Raw genomic sequence first — 25,212 nt, 5'->3', positions numbered from 1 at the left:
TCGCTCGGCAATATGGAGGTCTATCACCTCGGCGGCTGAACAGTCGCCCCCGGCACCGCGAAAAAGTTTAGAGTTGCGGTCGAAAACGGCGGGGCGCGGTCGTGAGGAGTCCGGCGATGGCCGAGGTGTGCGCACAGCTGGGGCTGCTGGGCCCGGTGCAGCTCACCATCGACGGTGTTCCGCAACAGCTCGGCGGCCCGAAACAGCGTGCGGTGCTGGCCTATCTCGCGATCAATGTGAACCGGCCGGTATCGGTGGACGCGCTGGCCGATGCGGTCTGGGAGGAGAACGCGCCGCCCGATGTCCGGGTCAGCCTGCACGCCATCGTCTCCAACCTGCGAAAACCGCTGCGCGACGGCGGAATCGACGCGCGCACCATGCTCCAGCACATGGGCACCGGCTACCGGATCGTGGTCGATGACGCCGCCTGCGATGTGTTCCGCTTCCGCACTCGCCGAGAAGTCGGCCTGCGCGCCCTGGCCGCGGGTCGCTTCGCCGCCGCGACCGCGGCGCTGTCCGAGGCGCTCGCCCAATGGCGCGGCCCGGTTCTGTCCGATCTGCGCGGACTCGGATTCGCCGACGCCTACGCCGTGGCCCTCGACGATGAACGGCTCGGCGTGATCGAGGCCCGCGCCGAGGCCGAGATCGCCCAGGGCCGCGCCGAATCCGCGACGGCCGAGCTCGCACTGCTGGTGCGCGATCATCCGCTGCGCGACTCGCTCTGGGAACAGCTGATCACCGCGCTCTACCTGACCGGACGGCAATCCGACGCGCTCGACGCCGCCCGGCGATTGCGCGGCACCCTCGCCGAGGAACTCGGTATCGATCCGGGACCGCGGATTCGCGATCTGGAGGCGCGCATCCTGCGCCAGGACGCGCTGACCGTCGGAGTGGTCGCGGCGGCCTCGGCCACCCGCGCCACCACCATCGTCGACCGCAGTTGGCATGAGCCGCGGGCGATGCTGCGCGATCAGGAGGGCACCGTGTACCCGGTCTCGGGCACCGTCACCCGCATCGGCCGACTATCGGACAATGACATCGCGCTGGCGGACGGGCGGATGAGCCGCCATCACGCGCTCATCGTCGACAACGGCATGGCCTATGTGCTCAAGGATCTGCATTCGTCCAATGGCGTCTTCGTCGACGGCGTGCGCGTGGTGGACAGCGCGATCCTCGCCGACGGCGTCCGCCTGCGGATCGGGAATACCCAGCTCACCTTCGTACTGGTGCGCGCCAGCAGTGCGGCGGATGGAATCTGAAACGCGTTCTAGACAATTCTGATCATTTGTCTTACCGTCGATTCATGAGTTCAATGGCGTCTCAGGAAGTCCGATTCGAGCTGATGTCGGGGGAGAGCTGGCGCGACCCCTGGGTCACCTACGCGGCCCTGCGCGATAGCGATCCCGTGCACCGGGTCGTCCCCGCCGACCGCGCCTCGGACGACTTCTACGTACTGTCCCGGCACGAGGACGTGTACGCCGCCGCCCGCGATCCGGAGACCTACTCCTCCGCGTCCGGGCTGACCGTGGACTATATGAGCCTCGAGGCCGCGGGCATTCCGATTCGCCCCTTCGTCTTCATGGACCCGCCCGAACACACCGACTTCCGCCGTCGCGTCGCGGGCGGATTCACTCCGCGCCAAGTGAATTCGGTCGAACCGGCGGTGCGGGCCTTCGTGGTGGAGCGCCTGGAACGACTGCGCGCGGCCGGATCCGGCGATATCGTCGCCGAACTCTTCAAGCCGTTGCCGACCATGGTGGTCGCGCACTATCTCGGTGTGCCCGAAGCCGATCGCGACCGCTTCGACGAATGGACGCACGCCATCGTCGGCGGCGCGGTGGACGGCGCGAAGATCGCCGCGGGCGGTGAATTGCCTTCGGCCCTGGGCGAAATGGTCGGCTACTTCGCCGAACTCATCGCCCGCCGCCGCGCCGCACCCGGCGACGACACCATCTCGCACCTGCTCGCCTCCGGACTCGGCGAGGACGGTGACGATGAGGGCATCCTGGCCATTCTCGGCTTCGCCTTCACCATGATCACCGGCGGAAACGACACCACCACGGGCAATCTCGGCGGTGCGGTGCAACTGCTGCACCAGTATCCGGAGCAGCGGCGACTGCTGGCCGAACGGCCGGAGCTCATTACCGAGGCGGTGGAGGAATTCCTGCGAATGACCTCACCCGTCCAGGGGTTGGCCCGCGCCACCACCCGCGATGTGGAGCTGCACGACACCCTCATCCCCGCCGGGCGCAAGGTACTGCTGCTCTACGGCTCCGCCAATCGCGATGAACGCGAATTCGGGCCCACCGCGGGCGAACTCGATGTCCGGCGCAATCCCAAGCGCATCATGACCTTCAGTCACGGCCACCACCACTGCCTCGGCGCGGCCGCCGCACGCATGCAGGCCCGGGTGGCGCTGGAGGAGTTGCTGACCCGCTGCCCCGACTTCACCGTCGACCTCGACAATGTCACCTGGTCCAACGGCAACTATGTGCGCTGGCCCGTGAGCGTTCCCTTCCAGGCGGTCGGCTGATGATCGCCGCGCGCTCGTGCGGCGGATTCGGGCGCGCCGGTAGGGTCGGGCGGATGCGTCACGGGCGGAGGGAGACATATGAGCCGGGACTGGTTGTCCGATGATCGGGCCGACCTTGCCGCCGAGCGCATCCTCGATGCCGCGGCCGCCTTGTTCGCCGAGCACGGGGTGACCGCGGTCGGCATGGGCGATATCGCCAAAGCGGCGGGCTGCTCGCGGGCCACGCTGTACCGGTACTTCGAGAATCGGCAGGCGGTGCGGCTGGCCTTCGTCCACCGCGAAACCCGGCGTATCGCGGCGCATGTCGTGCATCAGGTGCGCGAGATCGCCGATCCGGGTGAGCGGATTGTGGCCGCCATGCTCGCGGCCGTGCACGAGGTCCGCGCCGAACCGCTGCTCATCGCCTGGTTCCGGCCCGGTGAGGCGGGCGCGGCCGGGCGGATCAGTCAGGACTCCGAGGTCATCGAATCCATTGCGGCAGGACTGTTCACGCCCACCGATCTCACCGATCCGGAGCGCAGCCGGCTCGCCCGCTGGCTGACCCGGATCATCGTGTCACTGCTGTCGGCGCCCGGCCGCGATGATGCCGAGGAGCGCTCCATGCTCGACGAATTCGTCGCACCGATCATCAGCCGCGCCTTCGCCTGAACGACCCCGGTAGGGTTGTCGACCGTGTCCGCTCCAGAATCACTCGCCGAGGTCCGCGCTCGTATCGATGCCCTCGACGGACAGCTGATCCGACTGCTCGCCGAGCGGCAGCAGCTGGTGCGCGCCGCTGCCGGATTCAAGAGGGACGAGCAGGCCGTGCGCGCGCCGGACCGGGTCGAGCAGGTCGTCGCGCTGGCGCGGGGACGCGCCCTGACCTCCGGACTGGAACCCGCTGTGGCGGAGGCGGTCTGGCGTGCCATGATCGGCGCCTTCGTCACCCTCGAACTCGACGCGCACGCCGAGCTGGGTCAAAGCTGAATCGGCCCGGCCCAATGAGGTTGCCGCGCAAACCGGTCGCGGTTCGGCCCGACTGACCGCCGATAGCGCTCAGGCCGCCCTTCACGATCGGAGGGGCGAACGCGGTGCGGGCTCCGGCGAAGTCGGGTTCGTTCCCATCAATGGGTGGCGCGGTATCCGGTGCGGTGGCCGTAAATGCCCTCGGCGAGCAGGGCGGCCAGATCGGCGACCGCCTCGCGACCGGCCTTCATGGGCATGGCGTGGAAAACGTGCCACAGTTTGCGGTATTCGCGATGCCGCAGTGGCACACCGGCTTTCGCAGCCTTGTCGGCGAGTCGGCGGCCGTCTCCGGACAGCGGGTCATCGGTGGCCGAGTGCAGCACCATCGGCGGCAGGCCGGTGATGTCCCGATACAGCGGTGAGAGGGCGCGGCGCTCCCGGGGCGGGACGCCGGGCAGATAGCCGTCCAGACACTTCGCGATGACCTCGGGGGTGAGCAGCGGTTCACGGGTGGGGCCGCTGTGGAAAGCCGCGGAGTCCGGTGAGAAATCGATCAGCGGGCAGATCATGCCCAGCACCGCGGGCGCTGGCAGGCCGCTGTCGCGAATGCGCATCCCGAGTTCCAGGGTGAGGCCGCCACCGGCCGAATCACCGGCCACCGCAATGCGTTCGGCCGGAATACCGCGATCCAGCAGGGCGCGGTAGGCGGCCTCGGCATCCTCGATCGGCGCGGGATGCGGATGCTCCGGGGCGAGTCGATAGTCCAGGGCGAAGACGGTGGTGTTCATATCCAGCGCGAGCGGTCCGGTCACCGGCCGCATCATCGTCGGACTGCCCATGACGAATCCGCCGCCGTGCAGGTAGAGCACCGCCGCATCGGCGGGAGCGCCCGGGGGAGTGAGGATTTCGACCGGGAGTCCGGCGAGGCTGTCGTGGGTCACCCGCACCTGGCGCGGTGCACGGGACGAGGTAGTGCTCAGCGTCGCCCGGCGGCGCACCTCCACCCAGTCGGGCGCGGCCCCGAACCACCAGGCGCCGACGGCGCGGGACATCAACCGGGTGAGCGAAATCAGCATGGCGCGTTCACTTCTCGCTGGTGGCGTGACGATTCAACCGGTAGTCGATCGGATCGGGTCGGCGGCGGATACGCTTCTCGTACCGTCCCGGACTCCACGGCCACAGCTCCGGCATACCGTCCTTACCCAGGTACCAGCTTCGGCAGCCGGTGGTCCACACCGTACCGGGCGCGGCCGCCCGCATCATGGCGTTGTACCGGTCGGTGGCGGCGTGCGTCGGGGCGACCGTCTCGAATTCCCCTGCGCGCCAGCGCCGCAACCATGCGACGATGCGTGCGGACTGTGCCTCGGCGACCGCGGTCAGCGGATGGTTGGCGAAGGGACTGTGCGGTCCGACCAGCATGAACAGATTCGGGAAGTCGGGCATCATGACACCCTCGTAGGCGCGCGGCCCGTCGGCCCACGCCTGGTCCAGGGTACGGCCGCCGGTCCCGGTGATCGCCATCGGCCGCATATACGCGTGCGAGTCGAATCCCGTTGCCAGCACCAGGATGTCGAGCTCGTGCAGCGCACCGTCGGCGGTCACCACCCCGGAATCGCGCACATGGTCGATGCCGCTGGTCACCAGCTCCACATCGGGCCGCTGCACCATGGCGTAGAAACGGTCCGACACCACCAGTCGCTTGCACATGGCCTGATAGTCCGGGGTGAGCTTGCGCCGCAGTTCGGGATCCTCGACCGACCGGAGATTGCGCGCCACCACCCATTGGATGAACGAGCGCATCCGGCCCTGATGCACCAGCCCCTGCGAGAAGGCCGCGAAGAATCCGCGATTGAGATGGTAAGCGGCGGAACCGAGTACGGGCAGGCGCCGATACACCTTCTTGGTTACCGCGCGATACCGCTTGTTGATCGTCGGCAGAATCCACTGCGGAGTCCGCTGGAACATAACGACTTTCGGGACCTTCCCGGCCAGCTCGCTGACGAGTTGCGTTCCGGTGGACCCGGTGCCGATCACTCCGACCCGTTTCCCGGCCAGTTCGACAGTGTGATCCCAGCGCGCGGAATGCATGAGGATGCCGCCGAAATCGCCGAGTCCCGCGATATCGGGCCGCTTCGGGTGATGCAGGAATCCCGTTGCGCACAAGACGAAGTCGAAGCGCCGCGCCCCGCCGTCCGAGGTGGTGACCCGCCAAGCGCTGTCCTCGAACTTCGCGCCGGTCACCTCCACGCCGAACTTCGTGCGCGCGGGCAGCCCGTACTCGTGTGCCACCCCCACCAGATACTCCTTGATCTCCGGTCCGGCCGAATACAGTTGGGACCATTCGGGATTCATGGCGAAGGTGAATTGGTAGTACCGCGAGGGCACATCGCAGGTGAGTCCCGGATAGGTGTTGTCGCGCCACGTACCGCCGTAGTCGAGGGCCTTCTCGAAGAGGGTGAAGTTCCGAAATCCGGCTCGCTGCAGTGCCACGCCCATGCAGATACCGGAGATTCCGGCACCCACGACGGCGATACGCGGTTCGTTCATGTGACGGCAGCTTAGGTTCGGGACGGGACCCGAGGTGGGGTTTTCGGGAAAGTCGGTAGACATTCCGTCATTGGATAGACGGGTTGTAAAGTGAATGTTACCGTGTGCCCCAGATCACACGCTCGAACCAAGGATGAAGTATGCGAGCACTCCAGTGGACCGGCCCCGAAAAAGTCGCGGTCAACGACATCCCGGTACCCGATATCGGACCCAATGACCTGCTGCTGCGGGTCGGCGCGGCGGGTGTCTGCCACTCGGATCTGACCCTGGTGAACTTCCCTTACCAACTGCGCGAGGATCCGCTGACCCTCGGCCACGAGATCGCGGGCACCATCGAGGCCATCGGCCCCCAGGTGAACGGTCGTGAGGTCGGCGAACGCGGTGTGGTCTACCTCTTCTGGACCTGCGGCGCCTGCCGCGAATGCGTCAGCGGCAATGAGAACGTCTGCATCGCGGCCGGACGCGTCGCCATGCCGCCCACCCCCGGCCTCACCCTGCAGGGCGGTATGGCCGAGTACGTGCGCATCCCGGCCACCGCCTTCGTGCCCATCGGCGATCTGGATTTCCTGCAGGCCGCGCCGATCGCCGATGCCGCGCTCACCGCGTACCACTCCATTCGCGGTGCGCGAGATGTGTTGCGCCCCGGCGGAACCGCGGTCGCCATCGGCATCGGCGGGCTCGGCCACGTGGCGGTACAGATCCTGCAGGCCATTACCGGCGTGCGCGTCATCGCCGTGGACGTCACCCAGGACAAACTCGACCTCGCCGCCAAATGCGGTGCGGACCTGGGCATCATCGCCGGTGACGACACCTCGGAGCAGATTCTGGAGCTCACCGGTGGCCGCGGCGCCGAGGCCGTCTTCGATTTCGTCGGCGTCGACGCCACCGCCAAGATCTCGGTCGAGAGCGTCGCACCCAATGGCGCGTACCGCATGATCGGCATCGGCGGCGGCACCCCGCCCGACATCAATTCCGGTCCGGCGGGCGGTCCGGGCCTGCCCTGGGGCGCGACGGTGCGAAAGTCCCTGGGCGGCACCAGATCCGACCTCTACGACTGCGTCGGCCTGGCCCAGGCGGGCAAACTGCGCATCGAGATCGAACGCTTCGATCTCACCGACGGGCCGGAAGCACTGCAACGCTTGGACAATGGCCTGATCCAGGGGCGCGCGGTCCTGGTTCCCTAGTCGCCCGGAGGTGTCCGGCTCGTTCAACGCAGTCCGGTGAGGCGGCGCTCCAGCCATGCGCGACTTTCGGCGGTCGGCGCGTGCTCCAGCATCCTGCGCTGCGCACCGGGCGACAGATGCGTCAGCAGCGGTGTGAGTCGTTGCCGCCCCGGCCAGCTCACCAGATACCGCACCGCCCCGCGCAGTGCGGGGGCATCGCCCGTCGTCACCGCGCGGGCGAAATCCACCGGCTGTTCCTGATCCAGGAATTGCGCCGGCACCGCCTCGTGCGTCGGGTATCCGCGGGAGCTCCCGGTGCCCGAGCCGTACCAGGCGAGTAATCGCGCGATTCGATCGACCGGGTCCGGGTACGCCGAGAGCAAGCGGTCCCGGACCTCGGCCAACTCGGGTTCGAGCAGGGGGACTCCGCGATCGGTGGTCTCCAGGAACATGGCGGTGAAGCGAGCGATCGGCTCCGGAATATCGGCGATCCAGCGGCGGCGGGCTCGCAGGGCGGCCTCGGCCCGGCGCTGCGATTCGCGGAATTCGCGCAGCGGCCAGGTGATGCCCCGCACCGCCAGCCACTCCAGCGAGAGCGCGCTGTCCACCAGCACGGCGTCGTCCCGCCAGCCGCCCCGGCGCGCGGCATCGTCCCAGCGCACCGAGTGGCCGTGGTGCAGGGTCACGCCCGCGAGTTCGCGCCCGGAGATGTCCAGGAACACCAGGGATACATCGCCGAAGCACATACAGGACGAACCGGGCTCTTCGGTGACCCGCAGCGCCTCGCGCAGCGCCTGTACGGCAACCGGATCGCGCTCCACCAGCAGCGCCCGGGAATCACCCCGCATCTCGCGAATCTGGACCGCGCGGGCGGCGGCGAGCACACGGTCGAGGGCCGTCCGATCACCCCCGGTCGGGGCAACCCCGTACTCCATACCAAACCCTAACGGGACCGGCCGGTTCCGGGCGAGAGGTCATTCGCACTGCAATCGGGCGAATGTTGTCCGTCCAGTTGCTGAACTGGTTCGTACCAGTGGGTGATACGGTTCGGTGTGACGCCGACAACTCAGATCTCGCCCCGAGATCGAGAGCACCGACCGGGGCAGGACCAGGGTTTCTGTCTGCCGGTCGCATGCGAAGGCGAAAGAACCTGGTGCCGGGCATAACTCGTCCAGCGCCAACTGCATTGTTGCCGAGAAGCCAGACATAGGAGACACAGTGGCGATATCGGACCCCCAGCCGAGCCCGGTCGGGAAGCTGTCCCGCCGCGACAGCGGGTTGTTCCGCACCAAGTCCGTCGAACAGTCCATCCGCGACACCGACGAACCGGATGCGAAACTCCGCAAAGACCTCACCTCGTGGGATCTGACCATCTTCGGCGTAGCCGTGGTGGTCGGCGCGGGTATCTTCACCCTCACCGCGCGCACCGCGGGCAACCTCGCCGGACCCGCGGTATCGCTGGCCTTCGTCTTCGCCGCCGTGGCCTGCGGACTCGCCGCGCTCTGCTACGCCGAATTCGCCTCCACCCTGCCGGTGGCCGGTAGCGCGTACACCTTCTCCTACGCCACCTTCGGCGAACTCATCGCCTGGATCATCGGCTGGGACCTCATTCTGGAGTTCGCCCTCGGCACCTCGGTGGTGGCCAAGGGCTGGTCGCAGTACCTCGGTGTGGTCATGGGCGGACGCCAGCCCATCTGGCACTTCGGCTCGGTCAAATTCGATTGGGGCGCAGTACTTCTCATCGCCATTCTGGCGGTGCTGCTGGCGCTGGGCACCAAACTGTCCTCGCGGGTCTCGGCCGTCGCGGTGGCCATCAAACTCGCCGTCATCGCCCTGGTGGTCGTGGTCGGCGCGACCTACTTCAAGGCCAGCAATCTGAAGCCGTTCATTCCGGAGTCCGTCCCCAACAGCGGCGACAGCACCGGCACACTGCATCAGACGCTATTCCAGCTCGTCACCGGCGGCGGCCACAGCAGCTTCGGCTGGTACGGCCTACTCGCCGCGGCCAGCATCGTCTTCTTCGCCTTCATCGGCTTCGACGTGGTCGCCACCGCCGCCGAGGAGACCAAGGATCCGCAGCGCAATGTGCCGCGCGGCATCCTCGGCTCGCTGGCCATCGTGACCGTGCTCTACGTCGCGGTGTCGCTGGTGCTCACCGGCATGGTCTCCTACAAGGATCTGCGGGGCGATGACGCCACCCTCGCGACCGCTTTCGCCATCCATGGCGTGACCTGGGCCAAGAACATCATCTCCATCGGCGCGCTGGCCGGTCTGACGACGGTGGTCATGGTGCTGTTCCTGGGCCAGACCCGGGTGCTGTTCGCCATGTCCCGCGATGGGCTCATGCCGCGCAAGCTGGCCAAGACCGGACCCAAGGGCACACCGGTGCGCATCACCATGATCGTCGGCTTCATCTGCGCCGTGCTGGCCGGATTCGTGGACTTCGGCACCCTGGAGGAGATGGTCAATATCGGCACGCTCTTCGCGTTCGTGCTGGTCTCCATCGGTGTGGTCATCCTGCGCCGCACCCGCCCGGACCTGCCGCGCGGCTTCCGCGTCCCGCTGGTGCCGTTCGTGCCGATCCTGTCCGTGATCGCCTGCGCCTGGCTCATGTTCAACCTGTCGGTGGAGACCTGGCTGCGATTCGTCATCTGGATGGCACTGGGCTTCATCGTCTACTTCGCCTACGGGCGCAGGCACTCCCTGCTCGGGAAGGCCAATGCTCAGCGATAACTGAACGATCGCTCGAATTCGCCGCGGGTGGTGTGTCGTCACGGCTCGACCTGGCGGGATGAGGTGTAATTGCTCTCATTAGTGAGAGTTGCGCCACAAGGTCCGCCCTGTCAGCACCACCTCAGCATTCGAGAGGAACCGATCGTGAGCATGCTCCTCGCCACAGTGCACGAGACCTACACGACCGTGGTCGCGCAGATCGGCAATCCGACACCGGAGACACCGCCGGTGGCGGACAAGCTGATGAAACTGGTTCGCTACTTCACCTGGTTCACCATGCTCTCGGGCGTCACCGCCATCACCTACGGCGGCGGTCGCTTCGCCTGGGAGAAGTGGAGCGGCGGCGGGCTCGAATCGCCGAAGATGGTGGCGGGAGCCATGATCGGCGGCGCGACCGCCACCAGCGCCGGCACGATTATGAATACGGTCATCGGCAGCTGAATCGGCAGCGCCGCGAATACCCGACGGGTGCACCGGAATACGGTGCACCCGTCGCCTCGTGCGGGGCTAGCTCTGGCCGAGCATGGTGTTCATCTCGGTGATCTCGGCCTGCTGACCGGTCACGATGGCCTGTGCCATGGCCTTGGCATCGGCATTGGCACCGCCGGACAATTCGGTATTCGCCATATCGATCGCGCCCCTGTGATGCTCGATCATCATCCGCATCCACTGCCGGTCGAATTCCGGGCCGGACAGCTTCGCCAGGGCCGACATCTGATCGGCGGACATCATGCCCGCCATGCCCTCATGGCCCATGGTGGCACCGGGCGCATCCTTGCCGAAAGCCTGTAGCAGCGAGGTGATCTGTCGCATCTCCGGTGTCTGCGCCTGCTCCACATTCTGTGCGAGCGTGCGCAATTGCGGATTCTGCGAACGCGACGGCACCAACTTCGCCATTTCCACGGCCTGCGCGTGATGCGGATACATCATCTGCAGGAAGGTGATGTCGGCGGCATTGAAATCGGTGCGGGTGGCGGGCTGCGCCGAGGTGCCGTGCTCCATTCCCGGCATGGAAGAACCGGTGGTGGACGAATCATCGCTGCTACACCCCGCGGCGATCAATGCGACGGCGGCGGTACCGGTGATGACGGCGAGTTTGATCCGGCTGATGGTGAACATTCTTATGCTCCTTGGCAATTGTGGATGACCTGAAATGGGCAGCGAAAGCCCGCGCCCGCGTACGGAATACGCGTCGCGGTGCGCCCATCAGATCCGCAGCAGCGCCAATTCGGCCAGGGAGAGCACCGTCCACGGTGGTGGACGGGCACGGTGCGCGCGCGATTGCCGCACCTTCGTCGCGGCGGTCTCGCGGCGGCGCAGACCGAACCAACCCAGCAGGGCCAGGCCCAATCCGAGCAGTAGCTCGGTCAAAACGAAGAGGCAGCCGTGCATTCCGGCATGGCCGTCGCAATCGCCGCCGCCACAACCGGGCATGGTTCGCGCGTGGTTCGGGTCCGTGGCCGCGAGCGTATCGACGGCCATCGCGGCCATCGACCTATCGGGCCGAGCGGTGGTATGCGTGCCGCCGGACATATGGCCGGATTCGCCCGAGCCGCTCATGCCGAAGACCACCGCGTGCATGATCGCGACTCCGGCAAGCAGGGTGAACAGGCCGAATGCCCGGGTCAACCGGGTTCGCAGGGCCTGTTGTTCCACCACCCGGGCCATTCTAGTGCGCGCGCATTCGGCGGATTCGATACCCCCGCCTGGTATCGAATCCTGGCGCGCCCGGGATCGCACCGCCAACGCGCCGGGGATCGCACTGCCAAGAGGATTGCCGGGTCGCCCGGTAGCCTGACGCCGTGTCACAGCGCGAACTGGTCATTTTGGGAACAGCCAGTCAAGTACCGACCAAACAGCGCAACCACAATGGGTATCTGCTGCGCTGGGATGGCGAGGGACTGCTGTTCGATCCGGGGGAGGGCACGCAGCGGCAGATGATCTACGCCGGGGTGTCGGCCACCGATCTCACCCGTATCGGAATCACGCATTTCCACGGTGACCACAGCCTCGGACTCGCGGGGGTGGTGCAGCGCATCAGTCTGGACAAGGTGCCGCATCCGGTGGACGTGTATTACCCGGCCTCGGGGGAACAGTATTTCCAGCGGCTGTGCACTTCCACCGCCTATCACCAAACCGGTGAACTGCGACCGCATCCGATCGGCGCGGACGGCGAACTGGACGCGCCGGGAGCGCCTTTCACGCTGCGCACGGCGCGGTTGTCCCATCCGGTCGAGGCGTTCGGATATCGGCTCACCGAAGCCGACGGGCGGCGCATCGTGCCGGAGCGGTTGCGCGAACTCGGACTCTCGGGACCGGTGGTCGGGCGATTGCAGCGCGACGGTGCGGTGGAATTCGACGGTCGCACCGTCCATCTCGATGAGGTCAGCGAATTGCGTCGCGGCCAGAGTTTCGCGTTCATCATGGATACCCGGATGTGCGATGGCGTGCACGAGCTGGCGGCGGGGGTGGACATGCTGGTCATCGAGGCCACATTTGTCGATGCCGATACCCACCTGGCCACCGAATTCGGACATCTCACCGCCGGACAGGCGGGCGAGATCGCGGCCCGCGCGCAGGCGCGAACACTGGTGCTCACCCACTTCTCCCAGCGCTACCGCTCACTCGACGACCATCTGGCCGAGGCGCGCAAGGAGTTCGACGGGGAGATCGTGGCGGCCGAGGATCTCATGCGAATTCCGGTGCCGCCGCGCCGCTGAACGGGTGGCCGGAAGTCGCAGGGGTGCGAAGACGGCCGGAGCATTTCGGCGGGACGGGGGCGGGGGCATGATGGGTTCATGGATGCGCACGAGGAACTCATCGCTCTTGCCGATCGCTATTGGGACACCATGCTGGAGTCGGCGCCCAGTGAGGCAACCCTGTTGGGGGACAGGCGATTCGATGACAAGATCGAGGATCTGTCGGAGGCGGCCGAGCAGCGATTGCTGGGCGTTTGGCGGGCATTGATCACCCAGGTCGACGCCCTCGATCCCGAACGGCTGAGTGCCGAGGACCGCATTACCCGGAGCCTGCTGCGCACCGAATTGGTCTCCGCCGCCGCATATCTGGAATGGCGTCCGGTGGAGCTGGCCTCCGATCAGATGACCGGTGTGCACGCGGGCATGCTCACCATGGCCCCGCAGCTCAACGCACCCGAGCCGGAGAACGCGCTCGCGCTGGTGCGGCGCTATCGGCAGTTCGGTGCGCTCATGGACCAGGCGGTGCGGCGGTTCCGCGCCGGGCTGGCCGCCGGGCGCACGCCCGCGCGCATCACCATCGAACGTTCGCTCAATCAGCTCGACGGCTATCTGGCCTCCGATATCGCCACCGATCCCTTCGCGATATTCCCCGGTCCGGAGAACTGGGACGGTGAAAAGGCTTGGCGCGCGGAGTTGGCCGAGGTGGTGTGCGAGGTCATTCGTCCCGCCTTCGCGGCGTACCGCATGGTCCTGGCCGAGGAACTGCTGCCCGTGGCCCGCCCGGATGAGCAGCCCGGGCTGTGCTGGCTCGGCGACGACGGCGTGGACATCTACGGGCGGCTACTGCGCCACCACACCACGCTGCCGGACCTGGGTGCGGACGAGATCCACCAGCTCGGCCTGGACGAATTGGCGGGGCTGCGAGCCGAATACGCCGAGATCGGCGAGCGGCTGTTCGGCCTGACCGATCAGAGCGAGATCTTCGCCCGCCTGCGTGAGGACTCCGCGCTGCGCTACGGCGACGGCGAGGAGATCATGGTCGATGCGCGCGCCTGCCTGGCCGCCGCGCAGCGGGCCATGGGCGAGTGGTTCGGTCGTTTGCCGGTGCAGTCCTGCGACATCCTGCCGGTCCCGGAGTTCCTCGCGGCCGATGCGCCCGCAGCCTATTATTTCCCGCCCGCCGCGGATGGCTCCCGCCCCGGTGCGTACTACGTCAATCAGCATGATCCCAAGGGCCGCAACAGATATGAGACAGCCTCGGTCGCCTATCACGAGGCGATTCCCGGTCACCATCTCCAGCTGACCATTGCCAATGAGTTGGATCATCTCCCGCGCTTCCAGCGCATGTCCTTCTCCAACACCGCGTTCGTCGAGGGCTGGGCGCTCTATACCGAACGCCTGGCCGACGAAATGGGTTTGTACCCGGACGATCTCACCCGCATCGGCATGCTCGCCGCCGACTCCTGGCGCTCCTGCCGCCTGGTAGTCGATACCGGCCTGCACGCCAAGGGCTGGACCAGGCAGCAGGCCATCGACTTCATGGTCGCCAATGCGCCGGTGGGCGTGGAGGAGATCCGCACCGAGGTGGACCGCTATATCGCCATGCCCGGCCAGGCCGTCGCCTACAAGGTCGGTCAACTGGAGATTCGCCGCCAGCGCGCCGCCGCCCAGGAACGACTGGGAATAGCCTTCGACATCAAGAACTTTCACGATGTGGTGCTGGGCTCGGGCTCGGTCAGCCTGCCCGTCCTCCGAGAACTCGCGGGATCACTCTGATCCCGCGCCGGTCGCGAGCCGCCACCGCAGAGGCGGCTCGCGTCCCCGGATTTCGCGCGCCCGCAGCCGCATTCCTCGGCTCCGGAATAGCCGGGGGATTTCCGTGTTCGACTCAACTGTTGAGTTGAGCTAACGAAAGGGGTTGCCGGTGACGGCCACCGAATCGGCCTCGGGCATTGGACTGCGATCGGAACGAGGTCCGGTACTGGCGGCCATCATGCTGGCGACCTCGCTGGTGGCGCTGGATTCGACCGTCATCGCCACAGCGGTATTGACCATCACCGATCAGCTGGGCGGCTTCTCCCAGTTCCCCTGGCTGTTCAGCATCTACCTGCTGGCGCAGGCGGTGACCGTGCCGATCTACGGCAAACTCGCCGATATGGTGGGCCGAAAGCCGGTGATGCTCTTCGGAATCGCGGTGTTCGCGCTCGGCTCGCTGCTGTGCGGGCTCGCCACCAGCATGCTCGGGCTGATCATCTTCCGCGCCGTGCAGGGCATCGGCGCGGGCGCGGTGGGGCCGATGGCCATCACCATCGCGGGCGATATCTACACCGTGCAGGAGCGCGCCAAGGTGCAGGCGTACCTGGCCAGCGTCTGGGCGGCCTCCTCGGTGCTTGGTCCCTTGCTGGGCGGGGTGTTCTCCGAATACGTCAGCTGGCGCTGGATTTTCCTGGTCAACCTGCCGCTCTCGGCCGTGGCCGCTTGGATGATCCTGCGGCAGTTCACCGAAAGCGCACCGCGGCAGCGGCATCGGATCGACTATCCGGGCGCGCTGCTGCTCACCCTCGGTGCGGGCGGCCTCATTCTGGCGCTGATCGAGGGCGGCCAGGCCTGGGCCTGGACCTCCCCGGTGAGTATCGGTCTGTTCGCGGGCGGCATCGCGGTGCTCATCCTGTTCGGCCTGGTGGAGCGCGGGGCCGAGAATCCGATTCTGCCGCTGTGGGTATTCACCCGCCGCATTCTGGTGGCCAGCAGCCTGGTCTCGTTGCTGGTCGGCGCGGTCCTGCTCGGACTCACCTCCTATGTGCCCACCTTCGCCCAGGGCGTGCTCGGCACCGGCGCGCTGATCGCCGGTCTCACCGTCGGCGCGCTCACCCTGGGCTGGCCGCTCTCGGCCTCCCAAGCCGGAAAGGTGTACCTGCGCATAGGTTTTCGCGCCACCTCGGTCATCGGCAGTGTGCTCGCCGCCGTCGGCGCGGCCACCCTGCTCCTGGTGAACGAGGATTCGACCCTGCTACAGGTGGCACTGGGCTGTTTCGTGGTCGGCGCGGGGATGGGCCTGGTGGCCAGCCCGACCCTGATCGCCGCGCAGTCCAGTGCCGAATGGTCCGAGCGCGGGGTGGTCACCTCCACCAATATGTTCGCCCGTTCCCTGGGCAGCGCCCTCGGGGTGGCGGTCTTCGGCGCACTGGTGAACTCACGCGTCGGCCGTACCGATCATCCGGCCCCGCAAGACCTCTCACCCGCCATCCATCTGGTGTTCCTCGGCGTGGCGGCAATGGCGGTGGTGATGATCGCGGCGGCCGCCATGATGCCCAAGAACTGACCGCAGTGGCTGCTCACCGGCCACGCGCAACCCCCGTTGACAGCTGTTCGCAATGCCCGGGCTACCGCATCCTCGGCGGGAAACCCGGCCCGATGCGACGGTTCGGCAATGATCCAGCACACTATAGGTGTGGTTGAGGTCGAGGACGTGCTGAGCCGATTGCGGCGGTATCCGGATGTGGAGGCGGTGAACCTCTACGCGGTCGATGCGGCGGATCGGCTGCTGCTCGACGAGGCGGCCGAATCCCTCGCCGCCGCAGGGGATGATCGGGTGGCGGTGATCGACGACGGCTACGGCGCGCTCACCCTCGGCGTGGCCGCCGCGCATGAGCTGCGCGGTCTGCGGGTGCATCAGGATCTGCTCACCGGTGAGCTGGCGCTGGCCAACAATGCCCGCCAGGTCGGTCTCGCCGATCGCTACACCGCGTACGAACTCGGTGAGCGGCTGCTCGCCGAGGTCCGCGTGGTGCTGTGGCGGCTGCCGCGCGCGCTCTCGGGTATCGCCGAGACCGCCGACGCCATCGCCCGCTACGCCGCACCCGAGGTCCGGGTCTACGCGGGCGGCCGGGACAAATACCTGACCCCCGCCATGAACGAGGTGCTCGCCGAATCCTTCGGTTCGGTACAGGCCAGTCGGGGCCGTCAGAAATCCCGCGTACTCCTGGCCACCGATCCGAAACCCGTTGGCGCACAGCGGTTCCCGCTGCGCAATCAACTCGGCGAACAGGGCCTCGAGGTGGTCGCGCACGGCGCCGCCTTCTCCGGTTCACGCCTGGATATCGGCACCCGCTTCCTGCTCGACTACCTCAAGCGGATGAAGCCCGACGCCCGCGACGCCATCGATCTCGGTTGCGGCACCGGCATTCTCGCGGTCGCCCTGGCCACGGCGCGGCCCGGCCTGCGCGTCACCGCCACCGATCAATCCGCCGCCGCGGTGGCCTCCACCCGCGCGACCGCCGCCGCCAACCAGGTCGGCGACCGCATCACGGTGCTGCGCGACGATGCCATGTCCGCGGCCCCCGACAACAGCGCCGATCTGGTCGTCTGCAATCCGCCCTTCCACGTGGGCGCGGCCGTGCACACCGGTTCGGCCATCAAGATGTTCTCCGAGGCCGGTCGGGTACTGCGCCCCGGTGGTGAGCTCTGGACGGTCTACAACACCCACCTGAACTATCGCGGGGTGATGGAACGCCTGGTCGGAAAGACCGAGGTGATCGGCCGCAATCGCAAGTTCACCGTCACCCGTTCGGTGCGCGGTCTGCACAGCTGAGCACAATGGCGGTATGGGCCGAATTGATCTTCGTATCTTCACCGAACCGCAGCAGGGCGCGAGCTACGACACCCTGTTGACCGTGGCCAAGGCCACCGAGGACCTGGGCTACGACGCCTTCTTCCGCTCCGATCACTACCTCGCCATGGGCGATGCCGACGGCCTGCCCGGACCGACCGACGCCTGGATCACCCTGGCCGGTCTGGCCCGGGAGACCAAACGCATTCGGCTGGGCACCCTGGTCACCGCCGCCACCTTCCGCCTGCCCGGCGTCCTGGCCATCCAGGTCGCACAGGTCGACGCCATGTCCGGCGGTCGCGTCGAATTCGGTTTGGGCGCGGGCTGGTACGAGTCCGAGCACACCGCGTACGGCATCCCGTTCCCCGCCGACAAGTTCCCGCGCTACGAGGAGCAACTGGCGATCATCACCGGTCTGTGGGGCACCCCGAAGGGAGAGACCTTCTGCTTCGACGGTGAGCACTACACGCTGAAAGACTCTCCCGCGCTGCCGAAACCGGCGCAGACCAAGATTCCGGTCGTCATCGGCGGTATGGGCGCCAAGCGCACGCCGCGGATCGCCGCCAAGTACGCCGATGAGTTCAACGTGCCGTTCCAGTCCGCGCAGACCTGCGCGGAGCAGTTCGAGCGGGTGCGGCGCGCGGCCAAGGAGGCGGGCCGCGATCCGCAGGAGATCACCTTCTCCAACGCGCTCGTCGCCTGTGTCGGCGCGTCCGATGCGGAGGTGGCTCGTCGGGCCGCCGCCATCGGTCGTGAGGTCGAGGAGTTGAAGGCCAATGGCCTGGCCGGTAGTCCGGAGGAGGTTGTCGACAAGATCGGCAGCTATGCCGAGATCGCCGGAACCAGCCGGGTCTACCTGCAGATCCTGGATCTGGGCGATCTGGATCACCTGGAGTTGATCGCCGATCGCGTGATGGGCCGACTGGGCTGATATCGCGTGAACAACCGTCCGACCAGTCGGCATAAACGGTAAAGCTCGGGTAAAGTCCAGTACGTCCGATCCATGGCGGTTCGGGAACTTGCCGACGCCACCTCCCGTTGGACAGGTAGAACGAGGCCACGACATTCGTGGGCCGCGACTCCAGAAAGGGAAGCGCCTTGCGCACCACTTCCAACCCGGTCTTCCGGAATCTGTCGCCGCAGCAGAACGGCGGCTACGCCGGCTTCGGCTCGGCCCCCACTGGAGCCGGACCGAATACCCCTCAGTACGGTCAGCAGCCCCCGCAATACGGTCAGGCCCAGTACGGTTCGCAGCCGCCGATGTACCCGCCCGCCGGTGGGTACCAGCAGCAGCCCGCGATCCCGACCACCCGCCCCATGACCATCGACGATGTGGTCACCAAGACCGGTATCACGCTCGCCGTGGTCACCGTCGCGGCGATCGTCTCGTACGCGCTCACCGCGAGCAATCACGCGCTGGCCGGACCGCTCGCCGGCGGCGGCGCGCTCATCGGTTTCGTGCTGGCCATGGTGATCACCTTCGGTCGTAAGCAGAACAATCCGGCGCTGGTGCTCACCTACGCCGCGTTCGAGGGCCTGTTCCTGGGCGCGCTGTCGTTCGTGTTCAGCAACATCAGTTTCGGTGGTGCGGGCGGTTCCGGGCTGATCGCGCAGGCGGTGCTCGGCACCTTCGGCGTCTTCTTCGGCATGCTCGTCGTCTACAAGACCGGCGCCATCCGGGTCACCCCGCGCTTCACCCGCATGATGGTCGGCGCCATGATCGGCGTACTGGTCCTGATGCTGGGCAACCTGATCGCGGGCTTCTTCACCCCCGGCGGTTTCGGCCTGCGCGACGGCGGCACCCTCGCCATCGTCTTCAGCCTGGTCTGCATCGGCATCGCGGCCTTCAGCTTCCTGCTGGACTTCGACGCCGCCGATCAGATGATCCGCGCCGGTGCGCCCGAAAAGGCCGCCTGGGGCGTGGCATTCGGCCTGACCGTGACCCTGGTCTGGCTGTACATCGAGATCCTGCGCCTGCTGTCGTACTTCAACAGCAATAACTAGCGCTCGAAACAACAAGGGCGGGTACCGGTTTCCGGTACCCGCCCTTGTCGTCCGGCTGTTCAGCCTTGGAGCACATCGGTGGCGACATGGTCCTTTCCGCAGTCCTGCGCGAGAATCGCGATGCTGGAAGAGTTTCCGGTGCGCAACGGCAGAATCGCCTGGTATGCCGCCGAGGCGTACCAATCCTGAACCGCCTGGTAGTCAGGGAATTCCAGCACGATCGCCACCGCGTTGGACGGTCCCTCGAGCACTCGCTGATTCCCGCCATGCACGAGGAACTTCCCCCCGAACGGCGTGAATGTCGCATCGATGCGTTCGAGATACTCCACGATGTCGCCGTTCACCTCGACGTCGTACAGCTGGGCGATGGCGTAACCGGGCATTGTGAACTCCTCATTCGATACCGCGTGTCGCCCTCGAGTTTTCCGCCCGGCAGTACCGAAGTCGATTACCTATCAGGTAATAACGAGGACCGGCCCCCCACCAGAGGCGGGGGACCGGTCAACTGATTTGGTGAGGGTCGGGGTACTTCCGAAATGGGTCCCCCACCTGACCGCACCACGCGTCCGCGACCTGGGACGGCTCTCAGCCGTGCGCCGACGTTGCGGAGAGGCGGGTGTTCAGCTCAGCTGAGGCGCTCGATGATCATGGCCATGCCCTGGCCGCCGCCGACGCACATGGTCTCCAGGCCGAACTGCTTGTCCTGGGTCTGCAGGTTGTTGATCAGCGTCGCGGTGATGCGGGCGCCGGTCATACCGAACGGGTGGCCCAGCGCGATGGCGCCACCGGAGATGTTCAGCTTGTCGTGGTCCATGCCCAGCTCCCGGGCCGAGCCCAGCACCTGCACCGCGAAGGCTTCGTTGATCTCGTACAGGTCGAGATCACCGATGGTCATGTTGGCGTTGTTCAGCGCCTTGCGCACGGCCTCGATCGGACCCAGGCCCATGATCTCGGGGGACAGGCCCGAGACGCCGGTGGACACGATGCGGGCCAGCGGGGTCAGGCCCAGCGCCTTGGCCTTGGTGTCGCTCATGACGACCAGCGCGGCGGCGCCGTCGTTCAGCGGGCAGGCGTTACCGGCGGTGACGGTGCCGTCGGCACGGAAGACAGGCTTGAGCGAGGAGATCTTCTCGTAGGTGGTGCCGGCGCGCGGGCCGTCGTCGGTGGTGACGATGGTGCCGTCGGGCAGGGTCACCGGGGTGATCTCCCGCTCGAAGAACCCGGACTTGATGGCCTCTTCGGCGCGATTCTGCGAACGCACCGCCCAGTGGTCCTGGTCCTCACGCGAGATGCCGGTGAAGGTGGCGACATTCTCGGCGGTCTGGCCCATGGCGATGTAGACGTCCGGGAGCAGATCGTTCTCGCGCGGGTCGGTCCAGGTGGCGTTCGACTCGGCGGTGGCCTTGGTGCGGGCCTCGGCCTCGGCGAAGGTCAGGTTGTGGGTGTCCGGCCAGCCGTCGGCGGTGCCCTTCGGGAAACGCGAAACAGTCTCGACGCCTGCGGAAATGAAGACATCGCCCTCGCCCGCCTTGATGGCGTGGAAGGCCATCCGGGTGGTTTGCAGCGAGGAGGAGCAGTAGCGGTTGAGGGTGACACCGGGCAGGTAGTCGTAGCCCAGCTGCACCGCGACCGCGCGGGCCATATTGAAACCGGCCTCACCGGCGGGCTGACCGCAGCCCAGGATGAGGTCTTCGACATCGCTCACGGCCAGGCCGGGCACCTTGTCCAGGGCGGCCTGCACCATCTGAGCGGCGAGGTCGTCCGGACGCATGCCCACGAGCGAACCCTTGCCTGCGCGGCCGATGGGCGAGCGGGCGTACGAAACGATTACGGCCTCAGCCATGGAGGGACTCCTTCAAGTGCGGGGGTGAACCTTCTCGAATGTACGACGGGTGTGTCCTGCATCAAACATCCGGTATGCCGGTATCCCAATCACTGAACGGTGAAATATCCCTCACCGGTCAAGCGGGGACATCGAATTCACCGCGCTGGGGGATGCTGGCCATATCGGTGGAGGAGGTCACCACGATGTGACCGGGGCCGGTGTCCAGGTACTGGGCGTACTGGATGCTGCCGTAGATGCCGGCCACCACGGTCACCCGGTATTCGCCCGCCGCGCCGGTGTTCGTATTGCGCCAGGCGACGGTGGTCACGTTCTCGCAGAGCGGGGCGAAGCTGTACTCGCCGGGGCCGTAGCCGACGATCGGGGTGGCCCGCACATTGATGATGGCGCGCCCCGCCCACAGCGGATCGGTATCGGCCCAGACCCGGACCGTGCCGCCGCAGAGTCCATCGCGGAACATGGTGGGCACCTGGGGAAATTCGACGGTTCGAGCCTGCGCCGGGGCGGTGGAAACGATCATGGTCGCACCGGTCAGGCAACCGAGTAGCAGGGCAGCGCGCGCACAGGTCGGCGTCCTCATGGGGCGATGGTAATTTCCCGTAACCGTGAGATCGCCGACGTGCGCGTAAGCCGCTGTCTCCTTTCTGCAACGATAAGGGCTATGCGCATTGCTGACTCCGTCGTCGATCTGATCGGAAACACCCCCCTGGTTCGGCTGAACTCCGTGGTGGGCCCGAACTCCGGACTGGTCGCGGCGAAGGTGGAGTACCTGAACCCCGGTGGCAGCTCCAAGGACCGCATCGCCGTCAAGATGATCGACGCCGCCGAGAAGGCGGGGCTGCTCGGGCCCGGCGGCACCATCGTCGAACCGACCTCCGGCAATACCGGTGTCGGTCTGGCCCTGGTCGCCCAGCAGCGCGGCTACAAGTGCGTCTTCGTCTGCCCGGACAAGGTGTCCGAAGACAAGCGCAATGTGCTGCGCGCCTACGGCGCCGAGGTCGTGGTCTGCCCGACCGCGGTCGCGCCGGAGGATCCGGACAGCTACTACAACGTCTCCGATCGCCTGGTCCGCGAGATCGACGGCGCGTGGAAGCCGAATCAGTACGCCAATCCCGGTGGCCCGGAATCGCATTACGAGACCACCGGCCCGGAGATCTGGCGTGATACCGACGGTAAGGTCACGCACTTCGTGGCGGGCGTCGGCACCGGCGGCACCATCACCGGCACCGGCCGCTACCTGAAAGAAGTCTCCGGCGGCAAGGTCAAGGTCATCGGCGCGGATCCGGAAGGCTCGGTGTACTCCGGCGGCACCGGTCGCCCGTACCTGGTCGAGGGTGTGGGTGAGGACTTCTGGCCCAGCGCCTACGACCCGAGCGTCCCGGACGAGATCATCGCGGTCTCCGATGCCGACTCCTTCGAGATGACCCGTCGCCTGGCCCGCGAGGAGGGCCTGCTCGTCGGCGGTTCCTGCGGTATGGCCATGGTCGCCGCGCTCAAGGTCGCCGAGCGCGATCCGAACGCCGTGGTGGTCGTGCTGCTGCCGGACGGTGGCCGCGGCTACCTGTCCAAGATCTTCAACGACCAGTGGATGAGCTCCTACGGCTTCCTGCGCTCGCGTCTGGACGGTTCCACCGCCGAGGTGCACGTCGGGGATGTGTTGCGCGGCAAGTCCGGTGAGCTGCCGGATCTGGTGCACACCCATCCGCAGGAGACGGTGCGCGATGCCATCGAGATCCTGCGCGAATACGGCGTCTCGCAAATGCCGGTCGTCGGGGCCGAGCCGCCGATCATGGCGGGCGAGGTCGCGGGCAGCGTCACCGAGCGCGATCTGCTCTCTGATGTGTTCGAGGGGCGTGCCAAGCTGACCGATTCGGTGGCGCAGCATATGAGCCCGGCCTTCCCGTTGATCGGCTCCGGTGAGCCGGTCTCGGCCGCCACCAAACTGCTCGAGCACACCGATGCGCTGATGGTCGTCGACGATGGCAAGCCGGTCGGTGTCATCACCCGCCACGATCTGCTGGGCTTCCTCAGCGAAGGCGTGCTGTCCTAACCACCCCCGTCATCCCGGCATGCTTTTGGCCGGGATCCACACCCGCAATACACTTGCTGACTGTGTGGATCCCGGCCAAAAATGCGCCGGGATGACGGGTACATGCGAATTACTCGTATGTGATTTGTGGCCCGGCCCCTGGTGATTGCATCGGAGGTCACAGGGAGGCGTCAGTTGGGGTAACTGGTGCGTTACTGTCCGTTCATCGCCGCCGGGCAGGATCGGCTCGTATGAATTGGCGGCAGACGCTCACCTGGGTCGCACTGGCGGGCGCGGTGCTCGGCGGTGCGGCGGTGCTGGATCGAGCCGGATTCCCGGCGCCGCAGATGATGCTCGCCATCGTGGTGGGCGCGGGTCTGGCCCTGATCGGGCGGTTGCCGAAATCTCTTCCGCCGCAGGTTAATCTGGCCGTGCAGGGCATGCTCGGCGTGGTGATGGGCAGCTATCTACAGGTCTCGCTGCTCACCTCGATCGGCTGGGACCTGCTGCCCGTGGCGGCGGTCACCGTGGCCACCCTCGTCCTGAGCATCGTTGTGGCGCTGGTCTTCTCGCGTGTCACGAAGGTGGATATCCCGACCTCCGCGCTGGGGATGCTGGCCGGTGGTTCGGCGGCCGTGGTCGCCGCCGCCGATGAGCTCGACGCCGATCCGCGCCGGGTCGCGTTCATGCAGTATCTGCGCGTCGCGCTGGTTGCCCTGAGTGCGCCCGCGATCGCTGCGATACTGGACGACGAAGAGGGAATCGCTTACAGCACAGCGGCTCTCGGAGGTTCGGTGACCGATCCCGACCTGCCGTACTGGATGATCGTCGGCCGCGGCGATCAGGTCGCCGGAATCTCGACGGCAATTATGTTGTGCGTCATGGGAATCTGGGGCGGTCGCCGGATCGGATTGCCCAATGCCGCACTGCTGGGCCCGATGCTGCTCACCGCACTGCTCACCGCCGCGGGCGTCAGTCACGGTTACGCGCCCACGCATGTGTTCAAGGATCTGCTGTTCGTGCTGATCGGATTCGATGTCGGGGGCCGCTTCACCCGGCGGGTGGTGCGCGAGATGATCCGAATGATCCCCGCCATGTCGGTGGCCGTCGTGGCCCTCAGCGGGCTGGTGGCCGCATTGGCGCTGGGTTTGGGGTATTTCGTCGATCTGAAGAGGTCGGATCTGTATCTGGCGACCACACCGGGCGGAATCAACGCGGTACTGGCCACCGCGGACAAAATGAATGCGAATCTGCCGCTCATCACCGGTGTGCAAACCATCCGCCTGTTACTGATGATGCTGATGTTGCCAATGTTAATGTGGGGGCTGCGGCGGTTCACTGTGCCGATCACGGTGTGATCACAGTGATTGCCGAATCGTTGCCTTTAGCGTCGCGAAACGCCGAGAAATCACGCAATCCGGGTATTTCGCGGAACAACGGCTAAATTCTTCTGTGATCTAAAGCACTTGCAAGTTTGAATTGAATTACCAGGTCAGTGCTTGTATTAATGCAGGTCCTCGGGTTTCCGAGCTAGCCGATTTACTTTCTGTTCAACTTTGGTTCAGGCTGTGTTAACTAAGCGCAATCAAGCTGTGACCTTGTTGGAAACAGACCACAAGTCTGGTTGACGCAAGGAGATGTCGATGCGCGTACGGAACGTGAAGACGACAGCGGTGCGATGAGGCACCGCGGCCCGAAGCGGCCGGAGCGTACTTCACAAATCTCCTAGAGCGTCGAGTTTCCCTGGCCCGCAATGGGTCTCACAACAGCAACGCGAAACAGCCCCCAGCGCACGGTGCCCGTCGAGAGACGCCCACCTGGATGAGCGCTGCCTTCTTCCAGGCCTGCGAGCCCAGAAACCGAACAGGAATCCAAATTCGCCATGCCCACGAATGCCATGACTGCTCTGCGTGACCCTGCTAGACGTAGCAAGGTGGTTGCCGCCGCCCGTACGGCCGGTACCGCCGCCCTTGCTCTCGGAGTCTTCGGCTCCATTATCACCGCCGCCGGGACCGCCTCCGGCGATGTGCACCCGGTTGCCCTGAAGCAGACCCTCGCCGCCGCCGCTCCGGCCGCACTGGCCCCCGCCAACGAGCAGCCCGCTCCG

The 25,212-nt window shown here is 66.6% G+C and carries 23 protein-coding genes; 15 read left to right on the top strand and 8 right to left on the bottom strand.

The features are described from left to right. Positions 1 to 116 precede the first annotated feature (116 nt). From NA10_RS25320 to NA10_RS25305, 4 genes are all read left to right on the top strand, one after another. On the top strand, positions 117 to 1,259 hold the full coding sequence (locus tag NA10_RS25320; protein WP_067572244.1) for a BTAD domain-containing putative transcriptional regulator: 1,143 nt from the start codon (positions 117 to 119) through the stop codon (positions 1,257 to 1,259). Positions 1,260 to 1,303: 44 nt separating this feature from the next. Beyond that, positions 1,304 to 2,533 (top strand): cytochrome P450, encoded by a 1,230-nt coding sequence (locus NA10_RS25315; RefSeq protein ID WP_067572242.1) that lies wholly within the window; start codon positions 1,304 to 1,306, stop codon positions 2,531 to 2,533. A gap of 78 nt (positions 2,534 to 2,611) precedes the next feature. Beyond that, positions 2,612 to 3,181: a TetR/AcrR family transcriptional regulator gene (locus NA10_RS25310; RefSeq protein WP_067572239.1), complete on the top strand. Its 570-nt coding sequence runs from the start codon at positions 2,612 to 2,614 to the stop codon at positions 3,179 to 3,181. Between the two features lie 24 nt (positions 3,182 to 3,205). Beyond that, on the top strand, positions 3,206 to 3,499 hold the full coding sequence (locus tag NA10_RS25305; RefSeq protein WP_218021578.1) for a chorismate mutase: 294 nt from the start codon (positions 3,206 to 3,208) through the stop codon (positions 3,497 to 3,499). Positions 3,500 to 3,636: 137 nt separating this feature from the next. Here the strand turns inward: NA10_RS25305 and NA10_RS25300 are convergent, their stop codons facing one another. Both NA10_RS25300 and NA10_RS25295 read right to left on the bottom strand, forming a co-directional pair. Next, positions 3,637 to 4,554: an alpha/beta hydrolase gene (locus NA10_RS25300; protein ID WP_084515223.1), complete on the bottom strand. Its 918-nt coding sequence runs from the start codon at positions 4,552 to 4,554 to the stop codon at positions 3,637 to 3,639. Between the two features lie 7 nt (positions 4,555 to 4,561). Then, entirely contained in the window at positions 4,562 to 6,025 is a 1,464-nt protein-coding gene (locus NA10_RS25295) for a flavin-containing monooxygenase (protein WP_067572235.1), read from the bottom strand. A 140-nt stretch (positions 6,026 to 6,165) separates the two neighbouring features. Between NA10_RS25295 and NA10_RS25290 the strand changes: the two genes are divergently transcribed. Further along, positions 6,166 to 7,209: an NAD(P)-dependent alcohol dehydrogenase gene (locus tag NA10_RS25290; protein ID WP_067572233.1), complete on the top strand. Its 1,044-nt coding sequence runs from the start codon at positions 6,166 to 6,168 to the stop codon at positions 7,207 to 7,209. Positions 7,210 to 7,232: 23 nt separating this feature from the next. On the opposite strand, the gene NA10_RS25285 is transcribed toward NA10_RS25290, so the two are convergent. After that, complete coding sequence (locus tag NA10_RS25285) at positions 7,233 to 8,123, bottom strand: periphilin-like transcriptional regulatory Lge1 domain-containing protein (protein WP_157556727.1); 891 nt, start codon at positions 8,121 to 8,123, stop codon at positions 7,233 to 7,235. Between the two features lie 283 nt (positions 8,124 to 8,406). On the opposite strand from NA10_RS25285, the gene NA10_RS25280 reads away from it, so the two are divergent. Beyond that, positions 8,407 to 9,921: an amino acid permease gene (locus NA10_RS25280; protein WP_067572229.1), complete on the top strand. Its 1,515-nt coding sequence runs from the start codon at positions 8,407 to 8,409 to the stop codon at positions 9,919 to 9,921. Positions 9,922 to 10,071: 150 nt separating this feature from the next. Beyond that, complete coding sequence (locus tag NA10_RS25275; RefSeq protein ID WP_153804144.1) at positions 10,072 to 10,362, top strand: hypothetical protein; 291 nt, start codon at positions 10,072 to 10,074, stop codon at positions 10,360 to 10,362. Between the two features lie 66 nt (positions 10,363 to 10,428). On the opposite strand, the gene NA10_RS25270 is transcribed toward NA10_RS25275, so the two are convergent. Together NA10_RS25270 and NA10_RS25265 are read right to left on the bottom strand one after the other, a co-directional pair. Beyond that, positions 10,429 to 11,040: a DUF305 domain-containing protein gene (locus NA10_RS25270; RefSeq protein ID WP_067572223.1), complete on the bottom strand. Its 612-nt coding sequence runs from the start codon at positions 11,038 to 11,040 to the stop codon at positions 10,429 to 10,431. 87 nt (positions 11,041 to 11,127) lie between these two features. After that, positions 11,128 to 11,580, bottom strand: a complete 453-nt coding sequence (locus NA10_RS25265; protein ID WP_157556726.1) for a DUF6153 family protein — start codon at positions 11,578 to 11,580, stop codon at positions 11,128 to 11,130. 143 nt (positions 11,581 to 11,723) lie between these two features. Here NA10_RS25265 and NA10_RS25260 point away from each other — a divergent pair, with 143 nt between their 5' ends. From NA10_RS25260 to NA10_RS25235, 6 genes are all read left to right on the top strand, one after another. Then, a complete protein-coding gene (locus tag NA10_RS25260) occupies positions 11,724 to 12,641 on the top strand; it encodes a ribonuclease Z (protein ID WP_067572220.1) in 918 nt (305 codons plus the stop codon). Between the two features lie 78 nt (positions 12,642 to 12,719). Then, a complete protein-coding gene (locus NA10_RS25255; RefSeq protein ID WP_067572218.1) occupies positions 12,720 to 14,396 on the top strand; it encodes a DUF885 domain-containing protein in 1,677 nt (558 codons plus the stop codon). A 148-nt stretch (positions 14,397 to 14,544) separates the two neighbouring features. After that, positions 14,545 to 15,942, top strand: a complete 1,398-nt coding sequence (locus NA10_RS25250; protein ID WP_067572310.1) for an MDR family MFS transporter — start codon at positions 14,545 to 14,547, stop codon at positions 15,940 to 15,942. Positions 15,943 to 16,071: 129 nt separating this feature from the next. Beyond that, positions 16,072 to 17,211: a class I SAM-dependent methyltransferase gene (locus tag NA10_RS25245; RefSeq protein ID WP_245677879.1), complete on the top strand. Its 1,140-nt coding sequence runs from the start codon at positions 16,072 to 16,074 to the stop codon at positions 17,209 to 17,211. 22 nt (positions 17,212 to 17,233) lie between these two features. Further along, the gene (locus NA10_RS25240; RefSeq protein WP_067572308.1) at positions 17,234 to 18,160 is read left to right on the top strand and encodes an LLM class F420-dependent oxidoreductase; all 927 of its coding nucleotides are present in this window, start codon (positions 17,234 to 17,236) and stop codon (positions 18,158 to 18,160) included. A 167-nt stretch (positions 18,161 to 18,327) separates the two neighbouring features. Then, the gene (locus tag NA10_RS25235; RefSeq protein ID WP_067572214.1) at positions 18,328 to 19,233 is read left to right on the top strand and encodes a Bax inhibitor-1/YccA family protein; all 906 of its coding nucleotides are present in this window, start codon (positions 18,328 to 18,330) and stop codon (positions 19,231 to 19,233) included. A gap of 59 nt (positions 19,234 to 19,292) precedes the next feature. On the opposite strand, the gene NA10_RS25230 is transcribed toward NA10_RS25235, so the two are convergent. From NA10_RS25230 to NA10_RS25220, 3 genes are all read right to left on the bottom strand, one after another. Then, on the bottom strand, positions 19,293 to 19,616 hold the full coding sequence (locus NA10_RS25230; protein ID WP_067572206.1) for a DUF1330 domain-containing protein: 324 nt from the start codon (positions 19,614 to 19,616) through the stop codon (positions 19,293 to 19,295). A gap of 242 nt (positions 19,617 to 19,858) precedes the next feature. Then, complete coding sequence (locus NA10_RS25225; RefSeq protein ID WP_067572204.1) at positions 19,859 to 21,076, bottom strand: acetyl-CoA C-acetyltransferase; 1,218 nt, start codon at positions 21,074 to 21,076, stop codon at positions 19,859 to 19,861. Positions 21,077 to 21,194: 118 nt separating this feature from the next. After that, complete coding sequence (locus tag NA10_RS25220; protein ID WP_067572202.1) at positions 21,195 to 21,656, bottom strand: hypothetical protein; 462 nt, start codon at positions 21,654 to 21,656, stop codon at positions 21,195 to 21,197. An 81-nt stretch (positions 21,657 to 21,737) separates the two neighbouring features. On the opposite strand from NA10_RS25220, the gene NA10_RS25215 reads away from it, so the two are divergent. Together NA10_RS25215 and NA10_RS25210 are read left to right on the top strand one after the other, a co-directional pair. Next, entirely contained in the window at positions 21,738 to 23,126 is a 1,389-nt protein-coding gene (locus tag NA10_RS25215) for a cystathionine beta-synthase (protein WP_067572200.1), read from the top strand. A 230-nt stretch (positions 23,127 to 23,356) separates the two neighbouring features. After that, the gene (locus NA10_RS25210) at positions 23,357 to 24,463 is read left to right on the top strand and encodes an AbrB family transcriptional regulator (RefSeq protein WP_067572198.1); all 1,107 of its coding nucleotides are present in this window, start codon (positions 23,357 to 23,359) and stop codon (positions 24,461 to 24,463) included. The last annotated feature ends 749 nt before the right edge of the window (positions 24,464 to 25,212 follow it).

The sequence above is a fragment of the Nocardia acidivorans NBRC 108247 genome, assembly GCF_001625085.1.
GTDB lineage: Bacteria > Actinomycetota > Actinomycetes > Mycobacteriales > Mycobacteriaceae > Nocardia > Nocardia acidivorans.
Note: the sequence above shows the minus strand (reverse complement) of the source record. Positions and strands in the feature narration are given on the sequence as shown.